Annotated in this window: 9 protein-coding genes; 4 read left to right on the top strand and 5 right to left on the bottom strand. The window is 50.6% G+C overall.

Translation table 11 applies throughout. The features are described 5' to 3' along the window. Positions 1 to 9 precede the first annotated feature (9 nt). Complete coding sequence (locus ACO9K6_RS05550; RefSeq protein WP_424766548.1) at positions 10 to 1,341, bottom strand: ABC transporter substrate-binding protein; 1,332 nt, start codon at positions 1,339 to 1,341, stop codon at positions 10 to 12. Between the two features lie 606 nt (positions 1,342 to 1,947). Between ACO9K6_RS05550 and ACO9K6_RS05545 the strand changes: the two genes are divergently transcribed. Both ACO9K6_RS05545 and ACO9K6_RS05540 read left to right on the top strand, forming a co-directional pair. Next, complete coding sequence (locus ACO9K6_RS05545) at positions 1,948 to 2,580, top strand: PadR family transcriptional regulator (protein ID WP_424766547.1); 633 nt, start codon at positions 1,948 to 1,950, stop codon at positions 2,578 to 2,580. After that, positions 2,580 to 4,469 (top strand): ABC transporter ATP-binding protein, encoded by a 1,890-nt coding sequence (locus ACO9K6_RS05540; RefSeq protein WP_424766546.1) that lies wholly within the window; start codon positions 2,580 to 2,582, stop codon positions 4,467 to 4,469. The genes ACO9K6_RS05545 and ACO9K6_RS05540 overlap by 1 nt, the downstream gene beginning before the upstream one ends. Positions 4,470 to 4,536: 67 nt before the next feature. Here ACO9K6_RS05540 and ACO9K6_RS05535 read toward each other — a convergent pair whose 3' ends face one another. Both ACO9K6_RS05535 and ACO9K6_RS05530 read right to left on the bottom strand, forming a co-directional pair. After that, positions 4,537 to 7,755, bottom strand: coding sequence for an MMPL/RND family transporter (locus tag ACO9K6_RS05535; RefSeq protein WP_424766545.1), 3,219 nt, complete (start codon positions 7,753 to 7,755; stop codon positions 4,537 to 4,539). Next, a complete protein-coding gene (locus ACO9K6_RS05530) occupies positions 7,733 to 8,206 on the bottom strand; it encodes a MarR family winged helix-turn-helix transcriptional regulator (protein ID WP_424766544.1) in 474 nt (157 codons plus the stop codon). The genes ACO9K6_RS05535 and ACO9K6_RS05530 overlap by 23 nt, the downstream gene beginning before the upstream one ends. 230 nt (positions 8,207 to 8,436) lie before the next feature. Here ACO9K6_RS05530 and ACO9K6_RS05525 point away from each other — a divergent pair, with 230 nt between their 5' ends. Beyond that, the gene (locus tag ACO9K6_RS05525; RefSeq protein ID WP_424766543.1) at positions 8,437 to 9,000 is read left to right on the top strand and encodes an FAD-dependent oxidoreductase; all 564 of its coding nucleotides are present in this window, start codon (positions 8,437 to 8,439) and stop codon (positions 8,998 to 9,000) included. 116 nt (positions 9,001 to 9,116) lie between these two features. Next, positions 9,117 to 11,753, top strand: a complete 2,637-nt coding sequence (locus tag ACO9K6_RS05520; RefSeq protein ID WP_424766542.1) for an EAL domain-containing protein — start codon at positions 9,117 to 9,119, stop codon at positions 11,751 to 11,753. A gap of 247 nt (positions 11,754 to 12,000) precedes the next feature. Here ACO9K6_RS05520 and ACO9K6_RS05515 read toward each other — a convergent pair whose 3' ends face one another. Further along, positions 12,001 to 14,022, bottom strand: coding sequence for an ABC transporter ATP-binding protein (locus tag ACO9K6_RS05515; RefSeq protein WP_424766541.1), 2,022 nt, complete (start codon positions 14,020 to 14,022; stop codon positions 12,001 to 12,003). An 18-nt stretch (positions 14,023 to 14,040) separates the two neighbouring features. Beyond that, positions 14,041 to 15,786: an ABC transporter ATP-binding protein gene (locus tag ACO9K6_RS05510; protein ID WP_424766540.1), complete on the bottom strand. Its 1,746-nt coding sequence runs from the start codon at positions 15,784 to 15,786 to the stop codon at positions 14,041 to 14,043. Positions 15,787 to 16,052: the final 266 nt, after the last annotated feature.

The raw sequence follows: 16,052 nt of genomic DNA, 5'->3' as shown, positions 1-16,052 counted from the left end.
TCGTCTCCTCTAACGGATAGCGGGCTTCGTCTGCTTAAGCCAGAAAGCGTCCAACTCCTGGAGCAGCTCCTTCGCCGTCATCCCGCCCTGCAAAAACAGACGACCTCTTTCGGTGCCCATTTGGTAATAAGTGCTATAATTCGGATATTGGCTTGGTTTCTTGACACCATGATATCGTAAAGGGTTGTTAGCCATCAAGATATACGGTATATAGGGACTTAGCTTAAATTGTTCACTCTCCAGAGCATTGCCGTAAATCGGTATAACACCCGTAGCCTTTGCATATGACATATTGTTCGTATAAGAGGAGAGAAAGGTGATAAATGTCCAAGCTTCCTCAGGATAGGGGGAGTGGGACACAATCCCCCAGCCCGCAGCGCCCACACTAAAATGAGAAACCCCCTCCGGTCCAGCCGGCAAAGGAGCCGTCGCCCAGGCTTCTGCAGGCAGCTTGCCCTCAATCATTTTAATGGCATTCGAATTCTGAATAAGCATCGCTGCCTTGCCATCCGCAAAAGCCGCTACCTGCTCATTGAAACCCCATTCCAACGAATCCGGAGACGATATTTCCGTATTTATTTTACGATATACAGAAAGCGCATTGCTAGCACCCGCATATGAGAAGATCGTTTCACCATCCAAGCGAAACATTGAATCACTTCTATTAACCTGATCGCCATTGTAGTCCTGTATAATTTGTGTTAACGCATTAGCTGCACCTTTCCCGCCGCGGAACGCGAACCCATATTGACCTATCTCCGGCTTTGTCAACTGCTTGCCAATAAGGTAAACCTCATCCCAGGTTTCCGGCACCTGAAGCGCTTGCGCATCAAACCAGTCTTTGCGATAATACAGCTGCATCTGAAAGAGACTGCTTGGGATATAATAAGCCGTATTTTCTACATCCCGTGACAAGAGCGTTGTGTTATGGCTCAGAAGCTCATAATCGTGCCATTTGGAGACAAACGGCTCAAGGTTCAAAATGAGTCCCCGTGAGGCGTAATCGTGTACGGTAATATCGCGCACCTCAACAATATCAATCATGTCCTTCTTCTCAAGCATAGACAAAATGGTTTGATCTGCCCCAACGTATTCCGGCGTAATCAGCTCAATTCGAATGCTTGGATGCTGCGCTTCAAATTCATCAATTAATGTATGTAAATGCGCCGTTCGGTGCGGATTCGCTAAGCTCTGAACAACATTTAAAGTAATGGTGTCCGGCGAAGCCGTTTGTTCAACTTCCTGGTCCCTATAGCTGTCTTCTGTACATCCGCTTATAAAAATGATCAATCCGAGCAGCGAGAGCGAGTAGAACGCCATGCTCCAGCCTTTGAGCTTCATCAAATCCCCCCCGATCTATCGCAAACTCCCCGCCAAATAATCACGCTTCCAATTATGCACATCCCTGCAAGAGTAATGAATCATTCGTAGGTTTATTTTACTCTGTGCAGTCAGTTCTGTCTAAGCTAAAGTTTCCTCTACCGCTACTGCGCACAGCTAAGCAGCTGGCGCACCGTCTCGTCGATTAATCCTTCATGTACGGTAGGATTATAATTCAACCAGTCGTTGTATCCGATGAACATACATCTACTTCGCTGATCCTCTTGCTTCAGATGCCGCCAGCGCTGCCGCCATGCCATAGAGCTCAGATTGAAGCTGGTAGAACAACCCGATATCATTCGTTCCGCAGGGTCAAATAATTAATCAGATTCGGCTGCCGCGACATGCCCGCTCACTTCCTTTTGAAGCATTATTTATTAAAGTGTAAATAATAATAATAATCATTGTCAATAATGTCAGGGAAGCAAGCTGCTTCCAAGGGATAAGTAAATCATGTTTTCACATCCAGAATGGCGAAAGTGCTAGATAACGATTGACTCAAATACGATATATCGTATATCATTTTATTACGATATATCGTATTTGAAAAATTTGAGGTGATTGGACATGAAATACGGGCAAGGGAACGAGCAGGAAGAGGCTGCGCGGCTGGAAGCTGCCGAATCAGGCGCGGATGAGAAGCGCGGCTGCGGCAAACGTTATTTTGGCAGAGGAGGTGTCAAGTTTGCGCTGCTTAAGCTGCTGGAGAATGAGCCGATGCACGGCTACCAGATGATGAAGGCGCTTGAGGAGCAATCGGGCGGGCTGTACGTGCCAAGCGCCGGATCGGTCTATCCTACGCTGCAAATGCTGGAAGAGCGAGGCTTCGTTACGATACAAGAAGAGGACGGCGGCAAAAAAATCTATTTCATTACGGAGCAAGGCCGCTCCGCGTTGACGCTGTTGCCGGATAAAATCAGACGCGATTCAACGGACGACGGCCGTTATTCACCTGAAGCCGAAGCATTTCGTTATGAGAAGATTCGACGCAAGCTTGGGCTGTCGAATGATGCCTTCGATCTGCTGCGGCTGGTAACACGCGCGGAGCTGGAAGCCTCCGTCAGCAAGGAACGGACAGCGGCGCTGCAGCTGCTGCTGGACGAGCAGCAGAAGCAAATTCAAGCCTTCCTGGCTGGCAGCAAGCAGGAAGCCGACACGAATAGCGGGATTCTCGACGACATCAGAGGCGGGCTGAAGTAATGGCAGTCTCCAGCCCTTCACGCCCTGCCATGCCGGGCCATCGACCGTTTCAATCACCAGCGGCAAGACCGAAACCGGGAAGCATCTCGGCGATGTACAAGCGGATGTTTTTTCATGTGCGGTCTCACTGGCTTTTACTCGCTGCCGCTTTTTTCTGTATCATTTCCGTATCTCTGCTGGAGTTCGCTATTCCGCGGCTTACTCAATATACGATAGATGACATCATTCCCGGCAGACGCTATTCCGCCTTGCTGTGGGTAGGCGCAGGCGTAATCGGCACCGCTGTTCTGCTGGGTTTATTTAATTATTTTAGCAGCCTTCTTATGGCATCCGTCGGTCAACGCGCCGTATACGATATTCGAAAAGAGCTTTATCAGCATATTCAAAGGATGGATATCAGCTTCTTCGACCGGAACCGCACCGGAGATCTCATGTCACGGCTGACCAATGATGTTAATATGCTGCAGCAGATGGTCTCCTCCGGCATGATGTCGATTATTACCGATTGGTTCACCTTCGTCATCGTTGCTTCTTATATGCTCTGGATCAACTGGCAGCTTACCTTAATCGTCCTTATTACCTTTCCTATTATGATCGGAACGACGCATTTTTTTGGAAAGCGCATGCGCGCTGCCTTCAAAGAAGTACAGGAGTCTGTAGCGGAGGTCAGCAGTCACTTGCAGGATACCTTATCCTCGATTCGATTAATTAAATCATTCTCTAATGAAGAATATGAAGCGGACCGTTTCGCCATTCGCAGCCAGCACAATATGAACGCTAATCTGAACGCGGTTAGAATCCGTGCCTTTTTCGAACCTATTATTGATCTGCTGCTCTTCCTAGGCTTGGGCGCTGTTCTCATTATCGGAGCGATGCACACCATGGACGGCAGCATGACGCTGGGCACAATCGTCGCTTTCATGGCCTACCTGCGGCTGCTGCAAAATCCAATTCGCAAGTTTAGCCGTACGATCAATACGATTCAGCAATCCGCGGCGGCGTATGAACGGATCGTCGACATACTTGGCGCAAAGCCATTGGTGACTGACGCGCCTGATGCCCAGCCTTTGAAGGATGTGAAGGGAAAGATCGTATTTAACAATGTCAGCTTTGCCTACCAAAATGATGTGCCTGTGCTGAAAAATTTCGATTTTGAGGTGCAAGCTGGACAAATGACGGCCATCGTCGGCTCGTCCGGAGCGGGAAAATCGACCATTACGCATCTGATGACTCGTTTTTACGATCCGCAGACGGGAGTAGTGACAATTGACGACAAGCCGCTAACAAGCGTGACATTGAAATCACTGCGTGAGCAATTAGGTATCGTCTCGCAGGATATCGTACTGCTCAATGGAACCATCCGTGAAAATATTGTCTATGGCAGGCCCGATGCGACTGATGAGGAAGTTGAAGCGGCGGCGAAGGCTGCAAGCGCACATGACTTTATCCTGTCGTTCCCGCAGGGCTACGAAGCGCAAATCGGTGAGCGCGGCGTGAAGCTGTCGGGCGGACAGAAGCAGCGCATCTCGATTGCCCGCGCGATTCTGAAAAATCCGCGGCTTATTATTTTGGATGAAGCGACCTCCTCTCTCGATACGGAGTCAGAGAAGGCGATCCAGGATGCGCTTGCCTATCTGCTGGAAGGTCGTACCTGTCTCGTTATTGCGCACCGACTATCCACGATCCAGAGGGCAGACCGCATTTATGTGCTTGATAAAGGCGAGATCATCGAATCTGGTACGCATGCCTCGCTCCTGCAACTGCAAGGAAAATACAGTCAGCTCTACGAGCTGCAATTTCCACAGGAGAAAGCCCCGTCCGAACGGTACGGGGGCGCTGACCCGGAGGTGCCCGTTTTCCCGCAAGGAAGAAGGAGCAAAGGAAGCTAAGGAAAAAAAGGGTTACCTGCGCAAGGTCTGTAACACTGACCTTGCGCAGGTAACCCTTTTGATTTATTTAAATTGATGTATCCGGTGAGATCTTACGCCCATGACTGCCTTGGTTGCGACCGTCCGTGCTGTCGTCGATGTCAGCCGTGTCCGCTTTGCGTCCCATGAACGGCCACCAGTTAGCAGGTCCGAAGATGCGCACCATAACCGGGATGAACAATGGAAGCATCAGCAGCGCGTACATAAACAAGCCGCATAACACAATCGTGGCGATTTGCAGGAGCGACATGACTCCCGAGGGAAGCATCGCTGCGAACGTTCCGCCGAGGATAACCGCCGCCGACATAATAACGGTACCCATGTTTTTCATCGCTTCGAGAATCGCTTGCTGCGGAGACAGGTGCCGGTACTCCTTGAAACGGTCCATTAAGAAAATACTGTAGTCGACGCCGAGCGCGATCAGCATGACAAAGCCAAAGAACGGCACCGCCCAGCTAATTCCCGTCTGGCCGAGAATTCGTACAAAAATCACTTCCGCGATCGCCATCGACGAATAGAACGTGATGAGCAGCGACGCGATTAAGTAAAGCGGCATAACGATCGAACGGAACAGGATGATCAGAATGATCGAAATTCCGATCAGCATGAGAATGACCGTGCGCGAGTAATCGGCTTCGGAGATATTGTTGAGGTCATTGTTCATGCTGGTTACGCCGCCAATCGCGACTTGAGCGCCGTTATAATCGGTTCCTTGAATCGCGCGCTTAACGGAGGCTTCCAGCTCATCGATCTGTGCCATCGTTTCCTGCGCATAAGGATTGCCGCTAAATACGACATCGAACTTCGCCGTCTGGCGGTCCTCTGACATGTAGACGTTAAGAGCCGACTGGAACTCCTCGTTCGCAATGGCTTCCTCTGGAATATACCAGCCCGTCATTTGTTTGTCCGCCGAGCCTGCAAGGCCATTTAAATAGCCGCCAGCCGATGCCAGACCATCCGTTACTTGCGTCAAGCCTTCGACGCTCTGATCGAGCCCGTTTGTCAGCTCGCCGAGCTGATCATTCAGCGCGGCAAAGCCCGATTGAAGCTCACGCTGGCCATTGGCCAGCTCGTCGAAGCCCTGCGTCACGCTTGGCAGCTGCGATACGATTTGACCTTGGCCTGCCGCCGCCTGCGCAATACCGCTTTGCAGCTCGGCGATGCCCGCGGCCAGCTGGCCTAAGCCTGAAGCTAATGCGGTTTGGCCCTGCGAGGCTTGCGCAAAGCCGGCATTCGCCATGGTCATGCCCGAAGAAATGCCTGCCAGCTGTTCATTCATTTGCGTTAGCTGACCACCGATGCCGGCTGCGCCCTGCTGCAGCTGTCCCAGCATACTCATCGCCTGCTGGTAGCCCTCATCACTTTGCAGTTCGGGGTAACGCTCCTGCAGTCCATCCAAGCCTTGTTCTACGCCAGACAAACCTTCAGCAAGCTTCACCTGCTCTGCGGCTACCGCCTTGTAGCCGTCCGTCAACTGACCGAGACCACCGCCCAGCTGGCCATAGCTGGCAAGCAGCTCACTGCTTGCCGCCGCAAGCTGCTCCGCGCTTGCCTGCGCCTGCTTCAATCCTTCGCTAAGCTCACCAGCACCCGCTGAACCATCAATGAGACCCGCTTGAATTCGTCTAAGCCCCTCACCCAGCTGCACAATGCCAGCCTTCAGCTCATTCGTGCCCGCTATGAGCTGTCCTGCACCATCTACAGCTTCATTAAGCTTCGGCGCATTTTCATTCAAGGCGCTGCTCGCCTCGGATAAGCCTGCTCCAATTTCGCCTAATCCCTCGCCGCTCTGACCAAGCCCGTCCTCAAGCGTCACCACTTGATCGGACACCAGAAACTGGTCCATCACATCGCCTGTCGGACGAGTCGCGCTGCGCACGGTCTTCACGCCCTCTGTATTCGCAAGCTCGCGGCTCACCTGCTCCAAAGCCGCCAATCCCTCAGGCGTATCCATCGGCTTATCGGCTTTCACAATGACGGTTGTCGGCAGTGAATCGCCAGGTCCAAAGCTGTCGGAAATAATATTGAATGCCTTAACTGAGTTATATTTATCGCCAATCTCGTCAAGCGAGTTGAACGAGATTGAGCCCTTGTAAGCCGTTAAGAACGGGATGATCATAATCGCCAAAATAATTAGCGCCCACAGCGGCCTTTTCAACGAGAACGCGCCAACTGCGCCCCAAAGCCTGCTGGGCTTGTGCTCTAGCGAGCCTTTGACAGGCCAGTACAGCGATTTGCCCATTACCGCCATGAAAAACGGCACGATCGTGAACAACGCGATAAGCAGCACGGCTATACCTACGGCCACCGCTACCGCCGAGCGATAAAGCACAAAGGTTGAGAAGCCGATCGACGCGAAGCCGACAAGCACCGCAAGCCCGGAGAACAGCACCGTTTTGCCTGCTGTCTTGTAGGTGTGGATGATCGCTTCTATTTTGTCGCCGCGATGGGCTAGCTCTTCTTTAAATCGGCTGATCAGCAATATACAATAGTCGGTCCCGATTCCAAACAGCACGGCGACAAGGAAAATCTGCGTAAAGTTGGATAACGGGAAGTCTAAATATTCCACTAAATAAGCAATGACCGATTGTGACACCAGGTAGGTAAAGCCTACCGCAACAAGCGGCACGAACGGCGCTACCGCCGAGCGGAATACGACAAACAGGATGATTAAAATAAAGCCGAGCGTAATAAATTCCGTTTTCTTAAGCCCTTCCTGCGAGCTTTGGACAACATCCTCTGAAATAAGCCAGTTGCCGGTATAATAGTGCTCTACTTTCACATCCGAGATCGCTTCATATAGACCATCGCGCAGCTCGGAAAGCTCGCGGTCTCCAGCCTCTACGTTAACGAGCGTTAGAATGGTGCTGCCATCCTCGGAAACCATTTGCTCCTCCAGATCTACCGCATCGAAATGGCTGGTGACGGAGACTACGCCGATCGCCTCACCTTCGCTCTTCAGCTTGTCAACGCCGCTTCTCACCTCTGCCAGATCAGCGTCCGACAAGCCTCCCTCCTTGTGAAACACAAGCACGGTCGCCATTCCGCTGCCGGCACCGGCTTCGTCCCCTCCGCCGATCTCTTTCGCCAAGTCATTTGCGATGGTGGACGAATAGCCATCGGGAACGGTAATCTGGCCTTTCGTTCGAACAAGCTCTTCCATGCCCGGTGCGCTTACCATTAAGCCTACTGCTGCAACCAGCCACAGCGCCAGCACCAGCCACCTAAATTTCAGTATACTTCTCATTCCCGCTCTCCTCTCCATGCATCAATTTTTCTGCAAGCTTCTCAAACGTCTCAATAAAGCTTAATGCTTCCTGCTCGTCAAAATGCATCATATATTTCGCAAGCAGCACTTGAATCTTGTCCTCCATTATGTCGCATATCCGCGCCCCTTCATCGGTCAGAATCAAATAGGTTACGCGGCGATCCCGCTCATCCGGAAGCCTCTTGATCAAATTTTTATCAAATAATCGCGTGATAATGGCAGTGATGGAGCTTTTGCCGACGCAAAAAATATCCGCCAATTCGGAAGAGGTGCTCTTCTCCCTTGCGCGCAGATAACGAAGCGTCGAAAATTGGTCAATAGTCAGCTCATCGGGCATTAGCTCGCGGATCATTCCATTCAATCGTCGATTAACGAGGAAATTTGCCGCCTCGTAACGATCGATGATTTGCTTTAATAATGCTCGATCCATCCTCTATTCCTCCCTTTCATGACGTTATATAGTTCACGTCTAAAATAATTCTATTATAGAATAGTTCGATAATAGAACTATATCAAACGAATCGCTGCGAGACAATCTTTCAAATTTGAACGTATCGTGAACAAATTTTGGAAAAGGACGGGACAAGCGTTTGCTTTTTTCCTTCTTTCGTTTATATACTGGAAAAGGAACAATAGCCCATACAACGGAGGTAGAACAATATGTACGATATCGCGATTATTGGCGCAGGCCCGGCAGGCGCCAGCGCAGCTATTTTCACAGCAAAGGCTGGCAAAAAAACGCTGGTATTCGAAAACGACAAAGGCATGACAAAGCGTGCCTGGTTCGAGAATCATTACGGAGTGATGGAAATCGGAGGTCCTGATCTCGTCGATACAGGCAAGCGCCAAGCAGAGAAGTTCGGAGCGGAGATCAAAGAGGAGACCGTTCAAAACATAACCGCTATTGACGGCGGCCTCCAAGTAGAAACGGATGCAGCCACTTACGAAGCGAAGCATGTGCTGTTCGCAACGGGCGTATCGACCGATTTGGCCGAACAGATCGGCTTGGCGACGAAGGCAGGCACTGAGCCTCGCATTAAGACGATCATCGATGTTGATTCCGCGGGCAAAACGAGCATGGCTGGCGTTTGGGCGGCAGGAACGGTCGCAGGCGTCAGCGTTCATGCTATTATTACAGCGGGAGACGGAGCGAAAGCAGCGATCAACATCATTAGTGAGTTGAATGGCGAACGTTATGTCGATCACGACGTGCTGAAGGCTTAAAGCCTGCTTGATCCTATTTTTCGTATGAAAAAAAAGGATTTTAGATAAAATTGTCGAATATGTCGAATATTAGGCAAATTCATATAAACTGTTCTCACAATGCCAGGAGGCCGCAAGTGAGCAATCCACTCCATCCGCAGCGAAATAAAAAAATGATCATGACTTTCTCCTTCGTCCTATTCGTCATCGTCGCAGGGCTTAGTCAGTGGTACCATTTTCAATTCGTATACGGCACAACCTTTTCTTTCGCAAGCTTGTTTCTTCTGCTCGGACTTCGTTTGTTCGGGTACTTGCCTGGCTTGCTCACCGCTGCGGTTCTCATTCCTACTGGAATATGGCTGCTGGAACAGCCTGCTTTTTATTACATCTTTCTCATTGAAGCCGCTGTCGTCGGGCTCCTCATTCAGAAATTCAAAAATCATCTCTTCGGCTCGGACGCGGTGTTTTGGCTATTCATTGGAACACCTCTCCTTTTTTGGTTCCATCAGACAAATGCTCCCATGGATGCGAAGGATATGCTGCTTATCGCAAGGATCGCAGCGATCAACGGCCTATTCAATGCCTTATTCGCCGAAATCATTTATCAATATGTCCCTTTGCATCGCTGGAGTGGTATATCCACGGTTCGCAGGCGCCCCAAATCCTTTACGAGAGTGCTGTTTCACTTTTCCTTCAGCATCGTGTTCGTCTCCTTTTTGCTTAACACTTTGACGAACAGCCTAAGCTCATTCAAAGAAATAAGTTTATATGCGCAGCGGCTATCCGCCAATGAAGTCACACGGCTGACCGATATATGGAACCTCTGGAGCGCCCAGAGCGGCATTCCCTCCCAGCAAGAGGAAATCGCATTCTTTCAACGATTGCTGAATCGCGAAGCATCCGGTTTAAACATGACGGTTACAAACAAATCCAGCCTCATCGTCGCATCCAGAACGCCAGATGAAATCGGACGGACGTTTGATCCGACCCGAAACAGCAAAGTAACTCCCATTAACGAAAAGATATATTTAACGGTGCCTCATGAGCCCTCGAATCTGCTCTATTTTCATAGCTGGCATAACGGCTCCTTCATCTATAATAACAAGGTGCCGACTAGTGAATGGATGATTCATGTAGAGGTCCCCGTCAATACCTATAAAAATTACTTATTGACCAAATACTTTACGCATTTTGTCTATTTGGCAGGCTTTGCCGCCTTTGCCATGATGCTCGCTTATTTAATTAATCGCTGGCTCGTGCGCAGCTTAAAGAGGCTGGCGGCAACAACTACAAATTTGCCGACTAAGCTGAAGCAGATGAATACGGTAGAATGGCCCAAGTCCAGCATTGTGGAAATTCAATCGCTCATTTCGAATTTCAAGCAAATGTCGACGGATTTAGTCCATTTATTTGATGAATCTCAAAAAAATAATGAGCGCCTCCAGGCTCAGGCCTACATGCTTCAGCAATCGGAGGAGCAGCTGCACCGGCTTGCTTACTTCGATATGCTGACAGGGCTGCCGAACCGATTGCATTTTACCCGTCATGTGCAGGATCTCACCACTCTAAAAGCCGGGACAAACCAGCCGATCGCCATTATGTTCGCGGACATCAATCGGTTTAAGCAAGTGAATGATACGCTGGGCCATTCGGTCGGAGATGCTCTGTTGCAACAAACAGCTGAGCGGTTCGAAGCAGCTGCAGCCGCAGACTTCACCGTATTTCGCCTTGGCGGCGACGAATTTGTATTTGTAGGCCACTTCGACAATGAAGCCGGGCTGCAAGCAAGCGCACAGGCCGTCGTCGATTCGTTCATCCCCCCGTTTGACAAAGACGAGCTCTCACTCTTCTTAACCGTCAGCGTTGGCATTAGCGTTTATCCTTACGACAGCGAGGATATAGATACGATCATCCGCAACGCGGATATGGCCATGTACAGCGCAAAGGAGCAAGGGGACGGCTGCTATCGGTTTTTCAACCCATCGCTCGTAACGACGATGACGGAGAAAATGCAGCTGGAGAACGGTCTCTATAACGCCTTGCAAACTGATCAATTCTCGCTTCATTATCAGCCCAAAATAAATGCTTCTACCGGTGACATCTGCGGGATAGAAGCGTTAATACGCTGGCAGCATCCGAAGCTCGGGATGATTCCGCCGGACAAGTTTATTCCGCTTGCAGAGCAGTCCGGCCTCATTCTGGAGATCGACAGCTGGGTATTCCATGAAGCCTGCAGGCAGAACAAGGAGTGGCAGAGTGCAGGGCTGGCGCCCATTTGCGTCTCCGTCAATATTTCAGCCAGACATTTCTACCAGGGGAATTTGATCAATATGATCGAAAAAACGCTGCGGGAGACAGGCCTTGCACCGCAATACGTCAGTCTGGAAATTACCGAGGGCGTACTTATGCGCAACATGGAGCAGGTGATTGATACCATTCGTTATTTGCGCAAGCTGGGTATACATATCTCAATCGACGATTTTGGAACCGGCTACTCCTCCTTAAACCAGCTGCAGCGGCTGCCGATCTCCGATGTGAAGCTTGATCGCTCCTTCATCCAAGGCATCACGAAAGACAGCAAGAAGTCCTCTATCGTCAAAGCAATCATTGAGCTGGTCCACAGCATGAATATGAGGGTCATAGCGGAAGGTGTGGAAACACTGGACGAAGCGAAATTTTGCAGGGAGCTCAAATGCGACGAGCTGCAGGGCTATCTATTCAGCAAACCGCTTCCGCCGCAGCAGCTTGAGCTTCTATTGAAGAAAACGGGATGACAGGCAAGATATAGGCAAGCCATTTATCCATAAGGAAAAGGAGCCCCCTCTGGCAGTCAGCCAGTAGAGTATGCTCCTTTTCTTTGATTGGTGCTGCTAGCTGTCGCCGTATTTACGTAGCGACAAAGAGGCTGATCTCATCCGGATGGACGAGAACAGCCTCTTTTGCCGCTAAGGCGCTTATGAACAGAAACCTATGTATTACGCCGTCCCCATAACGCGCGTAATCAACTGATTTCCAAGCCGTTTAAGCCGGCAAAGCCGAGCCAAGCTGCAATTGGTACATCGCGAAATACTTGCCGCGATGCTCCATAAGCTCATCATGACTGCCGCGTTCGACAATGACGCCTCGATCCAGCACAAGAATTTGATCCGCATTCCGAATCGTGGACAAACGGTGCGCGATGACGAACGTGGTACGGCCCTTCTTCAGCACATCCAGCGCCTTTTGAATGTTCGCTTCCGTCTCTGTATCGATGCTGGCCGTCGCCTCATCGAGAATAAGGATCGCCGGATCATAAGCCAGTGCTCTGGCGAACGAAATGAGCTGGCGCTGACCGGCGGACAGCGTGCTGCCCTTCTCAATAACTGGAGCATCGATGCCGCCCGGCAGTTGACTGAACATGTCGTATGCGCCGACATCCCGCAGCGCCTGCTCGACCTTCTCTCGGTTAATCGCCGGATTGTCGAGACTAACGTTCGAAGCGATCGTGCCCGTGAACAGGAACGAGTCCTGCAGCACGATTCCCATATGCTGACGCAAATGCTGCTTCGGAATACCGCGAACATCCGAACCATCCACAATAATTCGACCCTCATTCGTATCATAGAAGCGGAACAGCAGATTTAAGATCGAGCTTTTACCGGAGCCCGTATGCCCAACAAGAGCGACCGTTTGACCTTGAAGCGCATGGAACGAAATATGCTTCAGCACATACTCATCCTTTTTGTAGGCAAATGATACGTCTTCGAATTTTACATCGCCTTTGTAACGCTCCATCGTTCCGGGCATGACGTCAATTCCTTCCTCATCCATCAGCTTAAACACCCGTTCTGCGGATACCCTCGCCGTCTCCAGGTTCGAAAGCTGATTCACGATGCCGACGATCGGCGCAAACATCCGGTTCATATAATCGACAAATGCGTACAGCACGCCAACCGATACCGCCGTACTAAGCGAATCGCCCCAGAACATCCATAGAACGATGAGAAACAAAATATTTCTCACCACGTTAACTAAGTTATGTGAGGTAATCGAGTTAAGACTAAGCAGCTTGTTCTGATACTTGAAGTAATGCTCGTTCAGCTCCTCGAATTCCTTCTTCGTTTCCTTCTGGCGGCGGAACGCCTGAATGATCGCCATTCCTTGAATAGATTCGTTGATCATACCGTTGATCTCACTAAGCTTCGTTCGTATGATGCGATTGTAGCGGGCCGCAAATTTTCGATAGACAATAATCCATACGATCAATATCGGCACAAGCGGCAGCGCAACAAGCGCGAGGCGCGTATCGAGCAGGAATAAAGCACCGTAAATCGCGGCCATATAGATAATGCCTGTGAAAAAATTCGCCAGCACCGCGACATACAGCTCGCGAATCGCTTCTGTATCGTTAGTGACACGAGATACCACCTGACCAGCCGACAAATTATCATAATAGTTTACCGGCAGCCGCTGTGTATGGGCGAAAATATCAGTACGCAACTTGCGCACGATCCTGTTCGCCGATGTTTGCAGCATCAGCCGCTGACCATAGGTGAATACCGCGACGAGGAGCAGGAAGCCAAAATAAAGCGCAGCCAGCCTCAGCAAAGACGGGAATTCCGGCTCGTAGAACGCGTAAAGCTCCTGTCGCGACAGCTTCGTTACCGGATAGGTCTCCGTCTCGCCCGTTTCCCTGCTTATAACAGTCATCGTGCTTCCGTCCACTTCACGCTTGCCCGTCTCGATCCGGAGCGCTTCGTCAAGCCAATAGAATTCACGACCTGCCTGCAGCACGCGGACCTCTTTCCCCTTCTGCTCTGAAGCGGCAAAGTGATCCTCGCGCTTATACCATTTATCTTTATAAAAAACCGCATAAGGCTGCTCAGCCTCGACCTCATGCCACTTTTTCTCGATCCCGAGAATGTTCTGATCAATCATTCGCTTGGCGATCAATGGACCCGCAAGCTCTGCGCATACGGCCAGTACAAGCAGCAGCAGCGCGAGCAGGATCGTTTTTTTATAAAGCATGGCGTATTGAAACAATCGTTTTCCTGTGTTACCCACTGTCTTTCACGCCTCCAATTACGTTTCAATAGTAGCCTCGAGCTGCTGGCGGTCATACTGCTCGCGATACCAGCCACCCTGCTCGAGCAGCTGCTCGTGCGTGCCCTCCTGAATAATTTTTCCTTCGTCGAGGACGATAATCCAGTCCGCATGCTGCACAGCCGATAAACGATGCGTCGTAATCAGCGTCGTTTTGCCCGCTCGCTCAGTCCGGATACCTTCGATAATTTCCGCCTCCGTCTTTCCATCCACCGCTGACAAAGCATCGTCCATTAGCAAAATGTCCGGATCAGCGATAAGCGCTCTCGCGATGCTAACCCGCTGCTTCTGTCCGCCGGACAGCGCTACACCTCGCTCTCCTACGAGCGTCTCCAGCCCATCAGGCAGAAACTTAATATCCTTCGCGAACGAAGCGCGTTCCAGCGCCCGCTGCAAATCTTCATCCGTGCCTTCCTTCAGGCCGAAAAAAATATTTTCGCGGATCGTCTTCGAGAATAGGATAGGCTGCTGCGGCACATAGCCGATCCAACCGAGCAGCTCATCGATCTTCAGATCGCCAACCGAGGTGCCTGAAATACGAATGTCGCCGCGGCCAAGCGGATATTCTCTTAATAGCTGCTTAAGCAGCGTCGTTTTGCCGCTACCGGTTCGTCCGACGATGCCGAGCGTCTGCCCTTGGCGCAGCGTAAATGACACGTCCGTCAAATTATCGACCTTCGATGACGGATAACGGAACGTAACCTTGAGGAACTCAAGCGATAACGGCTCCTCGACATGTACCGGCTTGCTCGCATCCGCGACATCCGGCTTGTAGCCCAGCGTCTCGCTGACGCGGTCAAGCGACGCGTTACCTCGCTGCATAATGTTAATCAGCTCGCCGATTGCGAACATCGGCCAGATCAGCATACCAAGGAAGACATTAAAGGACACCAGCTCACCGAGCGTAATTTCGTTATGGAAAACTAAGTAGCCGCCGTAGCAAAGCCCAATCAAGTAGCTCATTCCGACGAGTATTTTCATCGTTGGTTCGAACAAGGCATCGATGCGCGCGACGGCGATATTTTTGCTAAGCACCTCATTTGTCTTCTCACTAAAGCTCGCCTCGCTGGCCTCCTCCTGCACGAATGCACGGATGACGCGCACCCCGGAAACTGACTCCAGCACCTGATCGTTCAGCTCGCCGAAAGCATCCTGCGCATCCATAAACCGTTCATGAAGCTTCTTGCCGTAATGCTTCATCGCCAGCGCCATGAGAGGCAGCGGAAGCAGCGCGGCAAGCGTAAGCTTCACGCTTATTAATCCGGCCATCACGATCAGAATCGTGATCATGAACAGAGTCGAATCGATCAGCGTTAAAATACCGAAGCCCGCTGTCTGTGCAACCGCTCCCAAATCATTCGTCGAGCGCGCCATCAGGTCGCCCGTCCGATTACGTTCATAGAAAGTCGGCGTCATCCGCATAAAATGGCCAATAAGCCGGGATCTAAGCAGCTTCTCCAGAACGAATGCCCCGCCGAACAGCTTGTAATGCCATATGTATGTAATGATATAGCCAACAACCGTTATAGCGATCCATCCGTATACGATCTGCTTGAACTCCGCTTCCCCCAGCAGATCCTGATGAATGCCGTCAATCGTGTAGCCGATCAGCCAAGGCGGAATCACATCCAGGAAGCCTGTCAAAACAAGAAGGGTAATGGCAACGGCGTACCGCTTCCAATTCATTTTGAAAAACCAGCTTAATTTCTTGAGTACACTAAACATCCTTCTCTACCACACCTTCCGTTATCCATCCATGCAGCCATTTTCCTCCAAAAAATAAAGAAGCATGCCGTTGTAACGACACGCTTCTTCTTGCCCAGGAACCGCGACACTCAAACTTCGGTCACCGTTCATAAGCACAGAAAAGGCGTATGATTACGATTACGTAACCATACGCCTTTGATAATAGGAGTCCCTCAATCAAAGAGAAATGACGCGCGGATGGATTACGTTATTCATGTTATTCAAATGATCATTCGCAGCAGCAA

The sequence above is a fragment of the Paenibacillus praedii genome (assembly GCF_049725345.1).
Lineage (GTDB): Bacteria > Bacillota > Bacilli > Paenibacillales > Paenibacillaceae > Pristimantibacillus.
The sequence above is the reverse complement of the archived record's forward strand: the minus strand, read 5'-3'. Positions and strand labels throughout refer to the sequence as shown.